This window comes from Candidatus Hydrogenedentota bacterium (assembly GCA_035416745.1).
Lineage (GTDB): Bacteria > Hydrogenedentota > Hydrogenedentia > Hydrogenedentales > SLHB01 > UBA2224.
In genome coordinates, this window is the sequence record DAOLNV010000055.1 from 1 (window position 1) to 17,638 (window position 17,638).

The following is a 17,638-nucleotide window of genomic DNA, read 5'->3' on the forward strand; positions in this document are numbered from 1 at the left end:
TATCCTTGAAAAGCGCCTTCCAGTTGCCGCCCAGCATGGCGGAATAAAGCGCGAAATTGGAGCCCGCGCAGACCATGAAGAAGGTAATCACGACTTCCACGGCAACACTGTCGTAGGCGCCCACACTGGCGGCCCGCGTCGAGAATCCTCCCGTGGCCAGCGAACCAAAGGTATGGCAGAGCGCATCAAAAAGACTCATGCCGCAAAGCATCAAGGCCACCGTCTGGGCCACAGTAAACCCAAGGTAGATCTCGTAAAGAATGACCGCCGTGTCCTTGATACGGGGTTTCAAACCACGCGGATCCGGCCCGGGCGACTCCGACTTGAAAAGCTGTTTGCCGCCTGCGCCAAGGTAGGGCAGGACGGCAATGAATAGCACGACGATCCCCATCCCCCCCAGCCAGTGAGTGAAAGAACGCCAGAAGAGAATGCTCTTCGGCGTGGTGTCGAAAGACGCCGCCGTCATCACGCTTGCCCCGGTTGTGGTAAACCCGGACATGCACTCGAAGTATGCGTCCGCGGGATTGACGAACACACCGCTGAGCAGATACGGCAACGCGCCCAGTCCGGCCAGGAGGATCCAGGACAGTCCCACCAGCCCCAGGCCTTCGCGCTGATACAAGTCGGGCGCAGCATTACGGCCCGCCATCGCGAGCAGATAGCCAATGAGACAGGAAACCCCCGTGCTGCCCAGAAGAGCCGCCAAAGCCCCCCATTCCTTGTAGAATACGGCGCACAGCGCCGACGGCAACATCAATAGACCGATGGCGCACGAAAAGTGGCCGAGATACCTCGTTACGAGCCGGTAATTCATCGCTGCCTGAAAAGTTTAAGAACCCCGTCGAGAGAATCCGGCGTGGCGATCAGAATAATGGAGTCGCCCGCCTGAATCTCATCGTCCCCATGAGGCACAATGACTTGGTCGCCCCGAAGAATGCTTGCCACCAGCGCGCCGCGCGTCCCCCGGCGCGACTCGAACACCTCCTTGAGGGTCTTGCCTATGATCGGGACCCCGCCGTCCACCGCGAATTCGACGATCTCGACCTGTCCTTCCTCCAAGACCGCGATGGACTGCACGCTCTTCAGGTGAACCAGCTTCAGTACACGGTTGGCCAAACTTGCACGCGGCGTGACAACATGGTCGATACCGAGCTTGCTGACCAGAGACGCGAAATCGGGCTCGTGCACGACCGCGATCGCGCGCGTGGCGCCAACTTCCTTTGCCAGCACGCCCGCCATGATGTTGCGCTCATCGTCTTCCGTCGCGGCAATGAACACGTCGGCATCTTCTATGTGTTCTTCCTCGAGTTCCGTTCGGCTATTGCCATTCCGGCACACCACCGTTGTCCGGCCCAGTATCGTGGCCAGTTTCTTGCAGTTCTCCGGATTCGAGTCCAGAAGCGTAACGGAGTATTTGCTCTTCTCTAGCATTTGCGCCAGATGGAGCCCGATGCTGGCCCCGCCCATAATCACGACGTGGTCCATGCGCGGCTCGGTTCCATGAAACAGCGCCTTCACGGAATCCATGTGTTCGCGCCGTCCGATAAGCGTGATCAGGTCGCCCGGTTCAACGATCGAATCGCCGTGCGGAATCAACGTTGCGCCCTTGCGGCTGATCACTCCGAGCAGCACCCCCGGAGGCATGTTCACATCGCGCAACCTCTTTCCGCTGGTTGTGGGCGATTTCGTGACCCGTATCTGTTGCAGCTGCACCACCCCTCGCCCGAAGGTTTCTGTAGCCACTATTCCGGGGCTTTCGATATAGCGCCCTATGTCGAGTGCGGAAAGCGCATCCGGACTCAAGAGATAATCGATCCCGAGCACTGTTTCGTAAAGGATGTTGGACTCGATATACTCGGCATTGTCTACGCGGGCGACCACCTGTTTTGCCCCGAGGCTCTTTGCGGTCGCCGCGGCAATGAGATTCACCTCGTCGGTGCCCGTGGCGGCAACGAAGACGTCCGCTTCGTCAACCGCGGCTTCCTTCAACAGGAGTATCGAAGACGCGTTGCCCGTTACAGTACGCACGTCGAGGGCAAAATCGATTTCTTCAACGCGGCTTGGACTCGCCTCGATAACCGTCACATCGTGATTCTCAATGCTCAGCAAACGGGCCAGGTGAAATCCCACGCGTCCGCCGCCCGCAATGCATATGTTCATCTCGTTGTTCTCTTATCCCGGGCTATCCGCACACATACAGAACCGGAATCATCCTACAATCGTGCGATAGGTGTCAAAAAGATCAACGCCCCGTGCAGCAACAGAGTCTGAACGATATCCCCAGGATGGCGTCCCTCGATTTGACAACGCATCGCCTGGGAAGGTACCCTATGGCTTCCGGTGTCGGGGTGTAGCGCAGCCCGGTTAGCGCGCCTCGTTCGGGACGAGGAGGTCGTTGGTTCAAATCCAATCACCCCGACCATTGACTATTTCCCCGCCGTCACCCCTTTTGGCCGGCCGCGGCGGTTTTGCAGCGTAAGTCATTTGATCCCAATGTGATAGGACCATTCCACCGCATACAACTTCAGCTTTGCCACCTCCATTGCGAACTGTATCTGTGTGAAGGCCTGACCAAGAGTGACACCTACTCAGGACCTTGTGGGCGGTTTCGGAGAAGGTTTTTACTTGACAATTATCACGCGGGAATACAGAATGCTAGGTGGCGCAGTGAAGCTACTGGTGCTGCCGACGAAGGGGAGAAAGTTGTGGGCTTGGCGTGTGCCCGTTTGCACCGCCCGGCGGGGGATGCCGCGAGTGCTGCAAACCTGCCTTCGTTTTCTTCTAGCGGGTGGAACAATGTGACCTGATGGGGGACAGCCTCCACGCTCCAGGCATGGGTAATTCTCTTGGCGAAGACAGTAGACAACACGAACCGGCGGTCGCATGAATTCGAGCAGCTTGTTCTGGACCACATGGACATGCTGTACGCGGTAGCCTTGCGTCTCACCCGCAATCCAGCTGATGCCCAGGATTTGACCCAGAATACGGTGGTCAAGGCGCTCCGTTTCCATGACAAGTTCCAGAAGGGCACCTATATTAAGGCATGGTTGCTTACCATCTTGCGTAATACCTTCATCAACGACTACCGGCGTAAGGCGCGCAGACCCGTGTTTGTCGAACTGTCGGGTGCCGAACCGTCGCAGGATATCCCGCCCGATCCGGAGGTCGGTTACGAACCGCGGGAACGAACCGGAAGAGAGCTTCTAGAGCTCCTGGATGACGAGGTCAAGCGTGCCGTCGAGACTCTCCCCCATGATTTCCGGGAGGCTGTCATCATGGCCGACCTGGAAGACATGTCCTACAAGGAAATCGCCGAGGCCATGGACTGCCCACTCGGAACGGTAATGTCGCGGCTCTACAGGGGACGTAAACTCCTGCGGGAGAGTCTTTACGACTACGCTAAGGACCTGCGCCTGGTTGACAAGAATACCCCCAAGCAAGAGGCCTGAGAAACCCTCCGCAGGCCGGATTCCCACGTCCGCCAAGGCCCTTGTCTTCTGCGGTCCGCAGATGCCGCCGCGACTTGAATCCCTTCCTGTTGCGGCGCCGGCCCCCGGGTGAAATGCTTGTGCGGGTCACCGCTTGCCTCCTGGGTGCGGCCGCTCCTGAAACATCTCTGAGCACGGCGCGGCCGCGGCGTCACGAAATTCGCATAATTTACTCGGCAGGCCATTCTGCGGTACACTCTGAGTCATCTGGCAACCGTGGGCCTCGCAGCTTGTAGGATGACAACCATGAACCTCAATTACCGGCTTTGGATTTCCCTGTTCGTTGTGGCCATTGTGCTTTCGGCGTGCGGCGGTCCAAAAGACGCCGGCGTTTCCAAACCCGAGCCGGGGGCGCCAACCGTGGCCCCCGCTCAACCGCCTGAAACACCCGAGGCAGCGGCTGTCCCTCCACCATCCGAAGATGCGCAGAAAGGCCTGGCCGCTGCCGTGGCGGCGCCGCCTGAGCCCCTTGATTACCAGCCCGCTGTTCTCGTTCCAGAAACGACCGAGTTGCTCGACGAGGAAGGCGCCGGCAAGCTCTATCGCGCGGGCGAACTGCTTGTGTGCGTCATGAAAGGCCCGCACAGGGATATGGGCTTCCAGCACGGGCGTCTCCTTGCACAGAAGATCCGGCACATCACGAAAGAGGGCTACCTCCAGCGTGCCCTGTACAGCAACGGATATAGTCCGGAATACTCGCTTGAACAGGCCAGCCGCATGGCAAAGCACTTTCCGCCGCAATACATCGAGGAGATAAACGGGATCGTGGAAGGCCTCAAGGCTGCGGGCGTTGAGGATGTCACATACGAGGAGCTGCTCATTGCGGCGTGCGTGGCCGAGTTGCTTCACCACGATCCGAACGCCCCGCCTGGCTGCTCCAATTTCGCCGTCTTTGGACAATGGACCCCCGACGGACGCCTGCTGCATGCGCGCAACCTTGACTGGACCATCGGCAAGGGAGCGCAGGAGGATGCCGTAACGCTCGTCTGGCAGCCACAAGGCGGCGAGCCGTTCATGATGATCACCTATGCCGGGGCAATTGGCGGCGTCAGCGGGATGAACTCGCAACAGATTACCATCGGAGAAATGACCGTTTCCTCTCCCGAGGAGAGCTTTGACGGTATTCCCCTCCAGATCATCATGCGCATGGTGCTCGAGCAAGCCGCCACCCTCGAGCAGGCCGTGGGCGTTGTCCAGAAGGGTCCCCGCACGCTCGGGTGGAATTTCGTTATTGGTGATGGAAAAATCCCCGACGTCCGCGCACTCGAGGTCGACTATAACACCGTCGACGTCTTCACTCCTTCCGATCCTCATGAGACCCCCGAAATGGGTCACGAGCCGATCCCCGACGCGATTCGGCGCACGAATCATCCTTGCGGGGAAATCCAACAGCGGAAACTTGTCGAGGCGATGGGGTCTGAAATCGGGATAGACGGAAGCAACTGGGAAGCGGCGAAACCACTGACCAAGGCATTTCTGCAGCAGCAGAACACGTTTCATCGCTACATATGGCTTGGCGAACAGATCCAGGCCCGACCCCATGCCGTGGATGTGGAAACAGCCCTGGCTCTTCTAGCAAACGGACCGGTTGCCGCGGGCAACACGCTTCATTCCTTTGTTTTTGACCCCGGAAACAGGGTTGCCTACATCGCCAACGCAGCGGTCAACCCCCCGGTAACCGCTTGGAAGACAACGTATACAAAACTCGATCTATCCGCATGGTTTTAGACGACATGCCGAGTCACGAAGAATTACGCAGCATATACGAGAAGACTCAGATCCTCAGGAAGCCCACGTATGGCATCGTGAGCGGATACCATGAGTTGCCCTACATCCTTCTGGGCGAGTCATTCGAGTCCGGCTGCGATACGATGCGGGTCAAGGGGACGATCCATGTCTCGCCCAGATTCATTATTCGTCCCACCCATCTTGAACCCAGCTATGGGGAGATATTTGGCGAAGACAACGTCGACGTTCACCTTATGGGCCGGATATTCGGTTTCTTGGGTTTTCGCGGCAGGCCGATCGAATGCAAGTCTGAGCATTTGGAGGTCAAGCACTTCCATGAGTCTCTGGATAAACTTGTCGCGAGCACTCGCGACGAGTTCGACCGGTATGAAGATATTGTTACCGGCCTGATCATCACTCCCGACGCCCGTTACTACCCGGTTTCCATCGAGCGGTTTATCTCAGCGGTCCTTGAAGACGAATTTGGGACGTGAGGAGGGTTTCAGATGTGAGCAAGAAGATGAAAAGCGCCTACGAACTGGCCATGGAACGTCTCGAGAAGGCCAGTGGTCCCACCAAGAAGCTCAACGATGCCCAACGGGAAGAAATCGCAAAGATAGAAACCGTTTATGAAGCCAGAATCGCGGAGGCCCGGCTCGAGTACGACCAGAGGATAGCCACAGCGTCCTCCGCGGCTGAGCTCGAGGAATTTCAGCAACAGCTTGGGAAAAAGGTCGCGGAACTCGAACACGAGCGCGACAAGAAAAAAGAAGCGATTTGGGAACAGGCGTAGCGTTTCCGCTGCTGTAGCCCGGCGTTCCGGACCGCACGCCCAAAGGAGTTCCGCAAGTACACATTATGGCCGCCACGGGGGAAAAAGCACGCTTTCGCCGGTTCGTCCGCCGCTGGGGAATCTTGCTTGGCGTCTGCTTGGCGTTAGGCGTCCTCGCCGCCCTGGACAGACACCTGAAACGCGCGGACCGGCCCATCGGTTTTCACCCCGCGGACGCCGCGTGCGTCGCGGTATCGGCTGATTTCCCTTCGTTTTGCGCCAGGCTTGCCGCCAGCGACGCCGCGGAACGGTTCATGTCGGAGACCCCTAGGCCATTCGAGGCCTTCGAACTCGCGGTGCGCAAAGCCACGGGAGTCCGGCCGACTCCTTTACGCTGGAGCGTCTGGCTCGGACCTCGCTTGGTCTGGTCCCGCTGGAACCATACGCAGGGGATATGCGTGCACCCCGGCCTGCTTCTACGCCTCGCGCATTCTCTGCGGGTCCTGGGCGGGGCGCGTCCCAACGCCGGCGGGCTGTATTCTTTCGCCGGTCAGTTCTACGCATGGAGGGACAGGTTCCTGATCATCTCCCCCGCTCCCGAATATGTGCGCGCGGCTCTAGAGGCTTCCCCGCTCGACGCGGCCTCGTTCGACGGCAGCGACCGCCTCTGCATGCGCTGGGCCGGCGGGACCGTCCAGATTAGCCCGGAACCCAACATTCCGGTAACGGGCATGTTGAACACAACTCTGACCCCTGCTGACGATGGTCTGCTCTTGAAGGACGATTGGCCGGAAACGGCGCTTTTCTCCCTGACTACGCACAGTCTTGCAGATGCATCGGACATTTGTAGAATCGCGCGCCGTCCCTTGGAGAACAACAGCATCTACAACTGCCTTGCGCCGCTGACCGGCGCTGTAAGGGACCGGTGGGCCCTCGAGTCTCCCGCAGAAAACTGGCCCACACACGTGGCGGAATGCAGCCTGGCACTGATGGATGTCGACACCGCCGGAACGGTTCCCATCCCCGAATGGGGCGCCATGCTGCGCCGCGCGTCTTCGGCCGGCGTATCCGGACATCCCTGGAAACCTGTCATCGCCCCGCTTGCTCCCGTGGACTACGCATGGAATGGGCGCGAGGGCGCCATCGCAACGCTGCTGGGCGAAAAGTTCGCTATCTGCCTCGCGGAAGACGGTGACCGCTGGCTGGCTACCTCTCGACAAGACCTCATGAATGACCTTCTCGCCACGGAACGAGCCGGCGCCCGCATAAACGCGGACGCCGCGCTTCAGATCAATTGGGATGCAGTGGGACGTGCCGCTGAGAAGATCCTGCGCAAGGCCGGCGAACTGCAACTTGTTCCTGAGATGAATGCGCAGGAGGTCGATGTCTATCTCGGCAAATATGCCCGGTCGATCGCGCGCCTCGGCCGTCTCCGGATTGTCGCCCATGTCCGGCACGATGGGGTTGCTTTCGAAGGCACGCTGGTGAGTCCGCTAGAGGAGGTTCCGGCCCGCCCATGAGACTTCTCGCGATCGTCATAGCGTTCCTGCAAGCCACGGGTTTCTCGGCGGCTGACAACGATGCCGCGTCATTGTTGCGCAAGGCTTTCGGACCGCTGGACGCCGGGGATGCCATCGGCAATGGCAAATTGACGGTGACGTTCAGCAACACAGGCCGCGTCGCCAGCGTGCACTGGCCCAGCCCAGGTTATTTTGATCAACTCACCTATTCCATTGAAACAGATGACGCAGGCCAGTTCTTCGTCCCGCAAGGCCATGGCTTGTGCTGGGCGACGCGCAGCAAACAAACCTTTTCCTGGGAGACCCAGGATGATCTCCAGACTTGCATGACCGACACCGCGAGCGTGGGCCGGTACGCTTCTCCGCAAGCGGGCGCGCAGCAGGGCTGCGTCGCCGGCGGCGGCGGTCAAACGGGCACGCCGCTATTCTTCGTCCATGGGAAACGCGATATCCTGGTTGCCCGTTTTCGGCCAGACCCTCTCCGGGCGCCAGCCAAGGCCTACTGGTGCGCGAATTTCACCCCGTGCACGCGTCTGATCCCGGAATTGCCCGTGGCGGACAGCGTGTTCGATTATGCCAACGATTTTGCCGTCTTCACGCCGGACAACGGCCGCACCATCGTCCATTTTCGCCCCCAGGACCTTCGCGGGAAGGACTGGGTTACGGCCCGGGAACTCGCCCGTTCGGGCGGAGACGCGTCCGCATGGCAAGCGTTCGACGAGGGAATCTGGATTGCGCAGAGCCCATCCGAGCCCGCCACCGGATTTCAGTGCGGGGTGTTCGGAGACGCGTCTTCCGCCTTCGAACAAGTCAAGAATGGCGCCCTCGAAGGCCGGACGGCCGCCGTGGGAGACTGCGATTCCGCTTTCGAATTCACGTACTCCGGCGTGGCGGGAAATGCGGAGGCTGCCCCCGTCACCGTATACATCGCTTTTGGGAACACCTATTCCGCCGCTATCGAGAACCTGGATTACGCCCGCGGCAAGGGATACGACGAATTGCTGCGCGAGGCCTCAGACGATTGGGTGAAGACGGTGGCGCCTTCCGGCCCCAACACGGACATGCACGACAAGATGCTCGAGGTGCTCCTGACATGCATGGACCGTGAAAGCGGCGCGCTGGTCCGGATACCTCTCGCAAACCCTCCCCTGCACGTGGACATTCCTCAAAACGGTGTCATGGGCGCGTATGCCCTGTCTGTGGCGGGGCGGCACGATCTCGTGCGCAAACGGATCGACTTTTATCTGAACGCGTTGCGCACGGAAAACGCTCCCGGTTGCCCGGCAGGTTCCCTCCCTGCAGGACTGTATGCGAATGGAACCGAGGCCGTGCCCTCTGTAATCCTCGATACGGAAGCGGTTGCCTGGATACTGTGGTTGTGCAACGAGCATGCAAATGCCGTATCCCCGGAGGAGCGCGCTGCATTCCTCGACGCGGCGTGGCCCAAGATCGAACTTGCCGCGGAGTTCCTCGAGGCCTGGGCGGACCCGCGTACGGGACTGCCGCGAACCGCCTTCAACCCGGAAAGGCTTCGTGACGATCAACGCCCCGAACTCGTCATCCGCACCTGGATGGGATTGGACAGCGCCCTGGCACTGGCAAAACTAAAGGGGCAGGAACGTCCAGAGTGGCGAACGAGAGTGCAGGAACTCGAAGCGGTTGTTCGCGACCGGTATCTTGATACCGACGGGTTCTGGCGGATCGATCGACCCGAGCGCTTCTGGAATATTTCACTGGTGCCCCGCACACATCCCCGATGGCAAACCGCCCTCGAGAACTCTTTAGAATCGCTGTTCGTCACCAAGCCGCCGCCCGAGACGGCATGCGAGATCATCTTCGCGGCTGCAGTCATCCCAACGGAGTGGACCAGCGTCAAAGAGATGGCGGGCCAGCTATTGGAAACAGGGATGTTCGACAACTTGCACATCGCCCCCGCACTCGGCTTCGGTTCCTGCGTCCCCGACAGCTACCTCGCGGCTTTGCAGTACGTAGCACGGGTGGAAACCCGCATGGAATAGAGACAATGGAGCCGGAGGCGCCTTGGCGCACCCGCCTATTCTTTGGCTTCCAGCAGCCGGACGGGTTCGGCCGCCCCTTGCACCACGCGCGCCGTTCGGCCTGTTGCAGGGTGGGAAAGAACTACCACCAGCCGGGCCTCTTCCTCCAACGCGTCCACCAGCCAGCCCCCGCCAATCTCGTCTCCAACCTCAACCGTGACACGCCGAGGACGTTCCTCTTGTGCCAGCCGGATCGAAAGCGCCGCCTTTCCTGCGACATTTCCAACTAGACTCACATAAGCAAACACCGGCGGCTCACTTGGCTTTTCCGATTCGGCCTCGGGCTTTTCCTCGGCCCCCGGGGCGGCAGATTGGCCCGGTTGAGAAGATGGCTTCGCCTCGCTCGGGGGCCCCGCCGGCGCACGCGGCGCTGCGGCGCTGGCAGCCGCTGGCACATTTCGACGCGCTGCTTCAGCAATGCCTGGGACAACTGCAGCGCGCGGTGTTGGCGGAGTCCGCCCGGTCCGCGGTTGCGAAAACGACGCTTCGTAGGTACCGAAGACGGTTCCATCGCCCCGCTTTACCAACAACCGAATACCAGCGATGTTGTCTCCGAGACTTCGAACCATAGCCGTATCCAGGACCAGTTGAACTGTGAACAACGGCTCAACAACGACGGCCTCCCCCGTGGTCAGCGGGTGGTCGTTTTGAAACCACCACTCGGACGGTACGGGCTGGGTCTTATAGTCTTCTTCTTCCGGCGAGCGCAGTTGCACCTCGATTCCGCCGACCGACCGCTCATCTAATCCGGTTTCGGGAGGCAGCGCGGCCGGCCAGGGAAGATACAGATTAATCGGGCGGTCTCCCTCGTTCTTGCAGTCGACTCGCAGAGTCTTTTCTTGGTCCTGGCCAAATGCAAACGTACACCGCAGCGTTGGCGGCTTTGACCCCCAGAGACTCCAGTCGGAGTCAGTAAACAACGGAAGGGCCGTGAGCAGCGCAAAGCCAACCAACGCAAAAGCGAGCAAAAGAACCACTGCCTGCCACGTCCAGCGCCATCCTCGCCGGCCCGGCGCTTGCGGAATGCCGGGTTTGCCGCCGTAGGCCTCCAGCGGCAGGTCCAAATAGCCTCCTGCCGCCACGCTCGTTTCGGCCTTGCCAAGCTGCTGTAGTTCAGCAATGGCAGCGCCGTGCCAGGCGATTTCGCGGTTCAGCCGGGCCCGCTCATCGGCGGCCGGCCCGGAAGCGATGCGTCCCGCGGATTCCTCGCGCCGCAAACGCTCGAGGTCGCGCGTGAGCTGCGCGTATTCCATCTGCAGTTGGTCAACACGCGCGGCGGCTTCTTCGCGCCAATTGGCGAGTTCTTTCCCGGCGAGACGCAGATGGTCGGCGTAGAACCGCGAAAGCGTCTCGTAACGCGCATTGTCGACCTTGCCCGCGGACCAGGCGCGCGCGCTGTCTTGTTGTAGACTCTGCGCTTTCTCGCGATAGGAAAGCGCCATCCGAAGATGTTCTCTCAGCTCTGCATTACTTGCCACGCGACTTCTTTTCCGCCAATGCCGCTCTTACAAACTCCCTGAAGAGCGGTTGGGCTTTCAAGGGGGTACTCTTGAACTCGGGATGAAACTGAGACGCGCAAAACCAGGGATGCTCCCGCAGCTCCGCAATCTCGACCAATTCGTGCTCCTTTCGCGGATGCACGCCGCTGAAGGTCAGCCCGGCCTGTTCAAATTGCTCGCGATAGACGTTGTTGAATTCGTAGCGGTGCCGGTGACGCTCGGTGATCATGTCCATCCCGTACGCTTCGTGCGCTTTGGTTCCCGACCTCAAAACACACCGGTATGCGCCAAGCCGCATGGTGCCGCCCATGTCTTTCACGCCTTTCTGCTCGGTCAAAAGACTGATCACCGGGTGCGGGGTCTCCGGCTCGAACTCGGTGGAGTTCGCCTCCTTCAATCCTAACAGATTTCGCGCAATTTCGATGCATGCGATTTGCATACCCAGGCAAATGCCCAAAAACGGCTTCTTCTTCTCACGCAAGTATTGCACCGCACGCACCTTGCCTTCAACACCACGCTTGCCGAATCCGGGGCCAATCAGAATCCCGTCGAAATCCTCCAGAACCTCCTCGGGAGAGATCCCGTTCTCGAACTGCTCCGAGTCTATCCATTCCAGCCGAACCTTGCAGTCATTTGCCACGCCAGCGTGGCTGAATGCCTCGTTGATGCTCTTGTAGGCGTCCTCATGAGCCACGTACTTTCCGACCGCGGCGATCCGGACCTCGTCCTTCGGGTGCTTCATGCGCTCGACCAAGTCCCGCCACTCGTCCAGGGCGGCTGGCGGCGCGTCGATCCGCAAGACATTCAGAACGGCCTGATCCATGCCCTGCCCATGCAGACTCAGTGGAATGGCATAGATCGGTGAAATATCCTGTGCGCCGATGATGGCATCTTCGGTCACGTTGCAGAACATGGCGATCTTGCGCCGCTGGTCCGGGCCTATCGTGCGTTTCCCAGTCCGGCAGCAGATAAGGTCCGGCTGGATACCGATGTCGCGCAGCGCGCGCACACTGTGCTGGGTGGGTTTGGTCTTGAGTTCGCCCGCGGCGTCAATATACGGAAGCAGCGTTACATGTACAAAGCAGCACGGCGCAGGTTTCGCCTCGAGGTTGAACTGGCGGATGGCCTCCAGAAACGGCTGGCTTTCGATGTCGCCTACAGTGCCCCCGATCTCGATGATCGCGATGTCGGCGTCATCCTCGGGCTCCGCGGTAAGCATGCGTATCCTGGCCTTGATCTCGTCCGTGATATGCGGAATAACCTGCACGGTCTTCCCCAGGTATTCGCCGCGCCGCTCCTTCTGTATGACCGTGTTGTAGACGCTCCCCGTCGTGACATTGCTCTTTCGCGACAATTTCGCGCGGGTAAACCTTTGATAATGGCCCAGATCGAGGTCGGTCTCCGCCCCGTCGTCCGTCACGAATACCTCGCCGTGTTCGTAGGGATTCATCGTGCCAGGGTCAACGTTGATATAGGGGTCCATCTTCATCATCGCCACTTTCAGGCCGCGCGACTCGAGCAGCATCCCAAGGCTGGCGGCTGCGATCCCCTTGCCCACCGACGACACGACGCCCCCCGTGACAAAGACGTAACTAGGCATTAGTGCGGTTCTCCCCTGCTTGCTGCCGTAGGAACTCCTCGACCCGCTGCAGATCCTCACGCGTGTCCACACCCACGCTTTCGTACTCCGTATCGACCACCGAGATCGGGTAGCCGTTCTCCAGTGCCCGCAGCTGTTCAAGCTTTTCCAACTGCTCCAGCGGCGTGGGCGCCATCCGCGCATATTCGAGCAAAAACGCCCGCTGGTACACGTACAGGCCGATGTGCTGCCAATAACATCCGAAAGAAACGTCCGGTTTCTCGCCGCGCACATACGGAACCGGCCACCGCGAAAAATACAGCGCGCGACCCTTCGAATCGCAGACCACCTTTACCACATTCGGGTTCTCTACCGATTCCTGGTCCCGTATCAGACAGCGCGCGGTAGACATCGGCACATGGGGATCATCCAACAACGGCTGGATGGTGGCGTCAATCACCCTGGGGTCGATCAACGGTTCGTCGCCCTGGATATTCGCGATGATATCCGCGTCTGAGTCCGCCACGGCCTCGGCAATCCGGTCCGTGCCGCTGGGATGGTCCGCGCGGGTCATGACGACTTCCGCCCCGAACGGCGCCACCGCCTCACGAACGCGCTCGTCGTCGGTGGCAATGACTGCCCTCGACACATGCCTCGCACGCAGCGCACGCTCGTAGACGTGTACGACGAGAGGTTTTCCAAGCAGAGGAGCGATCACTTTTCCCTCGAAACGCGTAGAGCCGTAACGCGCGGGGATCACTCCCAACACAACGGGCGATGCGGATTTTGGCATGGCTTACCCCCGATTCATGCACCCTTGCGGCGCATATAAGCGTGAAGTTTTGACATTCAAAAGGTTAGGAAGTAAGGAAGGACATCCCGTCCCCTAACGGGATTTCAATCTATCACATTCAGGACGCTCTTTTCAACGAGGAGGTCCAATCCCGAATCGCCGGATAACACGGCGATTGGGAAAACTCACACGGAGACACAAAGGACGGGGAGGAAGAAGAACCCCCGGAATCCTGTCGGGATTCCGGGGGGGGCGGAGCGGGTCAGGCGATAGCTATGCGTATTGCATTACCCTGCCACGCCTACAACAGTGGCCATACCTGGAGATACGAAGTCTTTCCCGGGGTAGCGGATGAACTCCACATGGCCGTCCATGTAGAGCACATTGGCGCCGCCGGGTACGTGGTTGTACAGTGCCGCGACAGTAGCAACCAAATCGGACATGATCGGCAATTCGCTTTGGGCCATAGCTGACCCCGCGGGGTTATTGATATCGGTGATCATGAACCGCTCGATACCTTCGCGCAGGCGGTAAATGGTGTTCGTTCCGCCATTGCCATAGCCCATGTTTACCAGCGGCACACCAATCATTGCTGACACGGCCCCGACATACGAGCTGCCGAGATCGATGTCGTTATCCAGCAGGGCCATCTGCGTTGCGAAGATAGGCGGAGTGGTCGCCATCAGGTGAACCGCCTCGATGAAACCCAACGCTGCCACCACCTGAGCGGAGACAAGCCCGGGGGGCGGGGGCACATCCGGCCCAAAGGCATTCAATACGGACGAATCGATATCTTCGGCATCGGCCCGGTCAAGAACATATCCAAGATAGTAGTAGCTTTCGTCCGCCGCTGCCCAGCCGCCCGGCTTGTCTCCGTAATTGTCGAGACCAAACTCGTCGCACGGGACGTGCAGCCAGGGCTCATCCGAAGCCGGGTTATTGATCAAACCGGGATCGGATTCCGAGGGGCATACAAGCACATTGCCGTCGGTCAGGTACTCGGGCATGACGGCGGGAATGAAGAACGAGTAAGCCGTGGCTGCATCACCTCCAGCCGGCAACAGGGCATTCGGCACACCCGGAATGGGGTCGCAATTCACTCCGGGATAGCCATCAGCCTCACATACCGCGGGATACCTCTCGCCTTTGCTTTCGTTGGCATACATCTTGAGCACGAGGCCTAACTGTTTGAGATTGTTCGCGCAGCTTGCCCGGCGTGCGGCTTCGCGTGCGCGGGAAAGCGCTGGTAGTAGTATGGCGGCCAGGATGCCGATGATGGCGATCACTACCAGCAGCTCAATCAGCGTAAATCCTTTCTTTTTCATTGCGCATTACCTCCCTTATGACTCTTGAAATGTCCAAGCTCCAGAAATCGATTACCTAACCCGCTCCTGCTACAAACACAATACTACAAAGCACCTTTTTCCGCAATAGTCATGCTAGCACTGGTAGGTTGCCTAGATCATGTTGCTGGGAGGGAGGCTTCCCCAAACAGCAAACAAGGGGGTTTCATTGGCGAATCTGCGTTTTCAACCTCATTCGCCTTGTACCGGGACATCCTGCAAGCCTCTGTTATTCAATACATTACGCCTAAAGAGGGGACGGGTAGGAACACGCACAATGCAGACGGATTCTTGTGTCTCATGTCGCAATATGTCCTGTCGTTTTCAGAACATCCATGGAAAGTTTTTCCATAAGTGTTCTCGTGACCTTCGGAGAGGAATGGTATTTGGATATGCCGGTTTACTGCAGGATGCGCGCCCTGTTCATATAATGGCGGCGGCGTACGCACACACGAGCGGCCCGCAATCCAGTGGACTGCGGGCCGCCAGCAACCGGTTTTCAGGTGTTTCCTGGGATTACAGTTCGGCGGTATTCAGCACTCCCACGACCAACGCGAAACCCTTGTTTGCGGGTCCGGGACCATTTTGCGAATAGCGCATGAATTCGACGTGCCCGTCCATATACAGCACATTCGAGCCGCCCGGAATATGGTTGTACTCGCCCACCTCGGTCGAGACCGTATCCCACATGACAGGCAGCTCGCTCTGAGCCATGGCGGACCCTGCGGGATTGTTGATGTCGGTGATCATGAACCGCTCAATACCTTCGCGCAGCTTGTAAATCGTGTTGCCTCCAGAATTGCCTGCGCCGACGAAGCCGCTCATGCCGATGTTCGGGTAATTCGACACGTCGTAGTCACCCATGGTGGCCCAGGAATTGAGGCCGCTCAGTCCCATGAGTTCATTCGCGACAGCATAGAGCCATGCGACCGCCTGAATAGGAACCGGCCCCGACTGCGGCGGCGGCGTGCCTCCAAAAGCCAGAATGAGCGGATTCAGGATCGCCGAATCGATCTGATCCGCCGGGTCTTCCATGCCGATATTGTCCAACGGATACCCCATGTAGTGGTAGCTGTTGTCGATCGCGTTAGACCCCATCCAACCTTCGGCGCAGTCCACCGCAATGATCGGATCGCCGGTCCAGCGGTCCCACATGGATTCCTCAATGCTGTCACCATAGGCCATCGAATTGGCGTCGGAAGGGCATACGGCGATCAACGGATCGGTCCAGTATTCGGGATAAAGCGTGGCCGGCCGGGGTCCCAGGCTCATCACCGGGTCGCCTGTGCCCTGCTCGCCGTACGGCGGAGGCCCGCCATTGCAGTTGTACGTGATCGGAGGAATCCCAATATAACAGGGCGGCCACATTTCGCCCTTTGCCTCATTGGCGTACATCTTAAAGATTAAACCCCATTGCTTGAGATTATTCGCGCAACTCGCACGCCGAGCCGCTTCCCTGGCCCGCGCTAAGGCGGGCAATAGAATTGCCGCGAGAATCCCAATGATCGCGATGACAACAAGGAGTTCAATCAGCGTGAAGCCTCGTTTGTTCATACTCTCGCCCCTTTCTGCCCTGATAGCTTGGAGGATGCCCTGCTCAACATTTCACCTTTCGTGAGACCGGTTGCCGCCTTTATATTACACCATATCCTTCATTCTAACAATAGTGGGAAAAACAACCGAATCCGTCCTTTGCCTGAAACAAAAAATCCCATGGATTACGGGATCCGAGGAAATGGGAGAAACGATGGCGACCGCCTAGCTGATGGTCTTGACGTGTTCCTTGCGAACGCGCCTTGTTACGCCTTGGTACTGGATATAGTAATGATCCTCTCCGGAAATGACCTTGTCGGCGGGCTGGCTCGTGCCGTCGGTGAAGTGAACGGTGTATTCGCGGGCGCCCTCGATTTCCGCGCGTGCAAGCTGCTCGTTCTTCCCTCCCTCGGATTTCTTGCCCGCGACCAGGGACGCCGGGGTCTTTTGGGAATCTTGCGGCGTTTTCTTGGCGTATTCGGCGAGCGATTTCGGAGCGCCGTACAAGTACTCGGGCCGGGCAGACGTACTGTTGTACACACGCCACCAATGCAACACGCTCCGCACATAATCCTGGGTTTCGCGAAATGGAGGAATCCCGCCGTATTTCCTGACGTTTTCGGGGCCCGCATTGTATCCGGCCAATGCCAGGCGGACATCCCCTTCAAAGAACTTGATGAGTTTCGAAAGGTACTGGGTGCCGCCGGCGATATTCTGGGCAGGGTCGATAATATTCGTGACCCCCATCTCTTTGGCGGTTCCGGGCATGAGCTGCATGAGCCCGCGGGCGCCGGCGCGGGACACCGCATTCGGGTCGCCATTGCTCTCCACGCGAATCACGGCATAGATGAGGCTTTCCTGAAGGCCATATTGCCTGGCGTAGTCGGCTACAAGGCTTTCAATGGCCGATTGGTTGTATTCGGTGGGCGAGGTGTAGCGCTTATACTTCTTCGCGACAACAATCGGTTCGTAGTCTATCTCGATCTCGGTATACCCCGGGTCGCCGCGGTATTTCCCCAGCTTGTTGGTCAGCGTCAAGACCCCCTCTTTATTGACGAATGCCCGCAGCGTCTGACCGGCCCGGCGTCTCTGGATAGCTTCGCGCCGGGTCTCCATCTCGCGAATGAGCTCCTCGCGCGAGGTTTGGTCAACATTCCCAAGCACTGGCGGGTCGGCCCACACGGGCACGACGCTGGCCAAGAATGCCGCCCCCGCGGCTATGAGAAGGTAACGTAGTTGGAGAAGATGGCCCATCCCATTGCCCCGAAATCCCTTCCAAATTCCAACGTCAGAAGTATACCGAACTGGCGTCATCTCTGGCAAGGA

14 protein-coding genes and 1 tRNA gene are annotated in these 17,638 nt (G+C 59.1%); 7 read left to right on the plus strand and 8 right to left on the minus strand.

Features of this window, described 5'->3' with window-relative positions; all coding sequences use genetic code 11:
• Together PLJ71_15400 and trkA are read right to left on the minus strand one after the other, a co-directional pair.
• The coding region (locus PLJ71_15400) for a potassium transporter TrkG (GenBank protein HQM50073.1) at positions 1-814 on the minus strand (814 nt) is incomplete at its 3' end.
• Positions 811-2,160 (minus strand): Trk system potassium transporter TrkA, encoded by a 1,350-nt coding sequence (gene trkA / locus PLJ71_15405; protein ID HQM50074.1) that lies wholly within the window; start codon positions 2,158-2,160, stop codon positions 811-813. The genes trkA and PLJ71_15400, both read right to left, overlap by 4 nt.
• A gap of 184 nt (positions 2,161-2,344) precedes the next feature.
• Here trkA and PLJ71_15410 point away from each other — a divergent pair.
• The 7 genes from PLJ71_15410 to PLJ71_15440 all read left to right on the plus strand — a co-directional run bounded on the left by PLJ71_15410 (position 2,345) and on the right by PLJ71_15440 (position 9,526).
• A tRNA-Pro gene (locus PLJ71_15410) sits at positions 2,345-2,422 on the plus strand.
• A 424-nt stretch (positions 2,423-2,846) separates the two neighbouring features.
• On the plus strand, positions 2,847-3,449 hold the full coding sequence (locus PLJ71_15415; GenBank protein HQM50075.1) for a sigma-70 family RNA polymerase sigma factor: 603 nt from the start codon (positions 2,847-2,849) through the stop codon (positions 3,447-3,449).
• A 285-nt stretch (positions 3,450-3,734) separates the two neighbouring features.
• Positions 3,735-5,216, plus strand: coding sequence for a C45 family autoproteolytic acyltransferase/hydrolase (locus PLJ71_15420; protein HQM50076.1), 1,482 nt, complete (start codon positions 3,735-3,737; stop codon positions 5,214-5,216).
• Positions 5,217-5,221: 5 nt separating this feature from the next.
• Positions 5,222-5,710, plus strand: a complete 489-nt coding sequence (locus PLJ71_15425; GenBank protein HQM50077.1) for a hypothetical protein — start codon at positions 5,222-5,224, stop codon at positions 5,708-5,710.
• 14 nt (positions 5,711-5,724) lie between these two features.
• A complete protein-coding gene (locus tag PLJ71_15430) occupies positions 5,725-6,009 on the plus strand; it encodes a hypothetical protein (protein ID HQM50078.1) in 285 nt (94 codons plus the stop codon).
• Positions 6,010-6,074: 65 nt separating this feature from the next.
• Complete coding sequence (locus PLJ71_15435; protein ID HQM50079.1) at positions 6,075-7,508, plus strand: hypothetical protein; 1,434 nt, start codon at positions 6,075-6,077, stop codon at positions 7,506-7,508.
• Positions 7,505-9,526, plus strand: coding sequence for a hypothetical protein (locus PLJ71_15440; protein HQM50080.1), 2,022 nt, complete (start codon positions 7,505-7,507; stop codon positions 9,524-9,526). The genes PLJ71_15435 and PLJ71_15440 overlap by 4 nt, the downstream gene beginning before the upstream one ends.
• A gap of 35 nt (positions 9,527-9,561) precedes the next feature.
• Here PLJ71_15440 and PLJ71_15445 read toward each other — a convergent pair whose 3' ends face one another.
• The 6 genes from PLJ71_15445 to PLJ71_15470 all read right to left on the minus strand — a co-directional run bounded on the left by PLJ71_15445 (position 9,562) and on the right by PLJ71_15470 (position 17,566).
• Positions 9,562-11,043 carry a hypothetical protein gene (locus tag PLJ71_15445; protein HQM50081.1) on the minus strand — a complete coding sequence of 494 codons (1,482 nt, stop codon included), beginning with the start codon at positions 11,041-11,043 and terminating at the stop codon, positions 9,562-9,564.
• A complete protein-coding gene (locus PLJ71_15450) occupies positions 11,033-12,664 on the minus strand; it encodes a CTP synthase (protein ID HQM50082.1) in 1,632 nt (543 codons plus the stop codon). Before PLJ71_15450 ends, PLJ71_15445 begins: the two co-directional genes overlap by 11 nt.
• A complete protein-coding gene (kdsB, locus tag PLJ71_15455) occupies positions 12,657-13,436 on the minus strand; it encodes a 3-deoxy-manno-octulosonate cytidylyltransferase (GenBank protein ID HQM50083.1) in 780 nt (259 codons plus the stop codon). Before kdsB ends, PLJ71_15450 begins: the two co-directional genes overlap by 8 nt.
• 287 nt (positions 13,437-13,723) lie before the next feature.
• Positions 13,724-14,761, minus strand: coding sequence for a DUF1559 domain-containing protein (locus tag PLJ71_15460; protein HQM50084.1), 1,038 nt, complete (start codon positions 14,759-14,761; stop codon positions 13,724-13,726).
• A 534-nt stretch (positions 14,762-15,295) separates the two neighbouring features.
• Positions 15,296-16,333 (minus strand): DUF1559 domain-containing protein, encoded by a 1,038-nt coding sequence (locus tag PLJ71_15465; GenBank protein HQM50085.1) that lies wholly within the window; start codon positions 16,331-16,333, stop codon positions 15,296-15,298.
• Positions 16,334-16,537: 204 nt separating this feature from the next.
• On the minus strand, positions 16,538-17,566 hold the full coding sequence (locus tag PLJ71_15470) for a lytic transglycosylase domain-containing protein (GenBank protein HQM50086.1): 1,029 nt from the start codon (positions 17,564-17,566) through the stop codon (positions 16,538-16,540).
• Positions 17,567-17,638 lie beyond the last annotated feature (72 nt).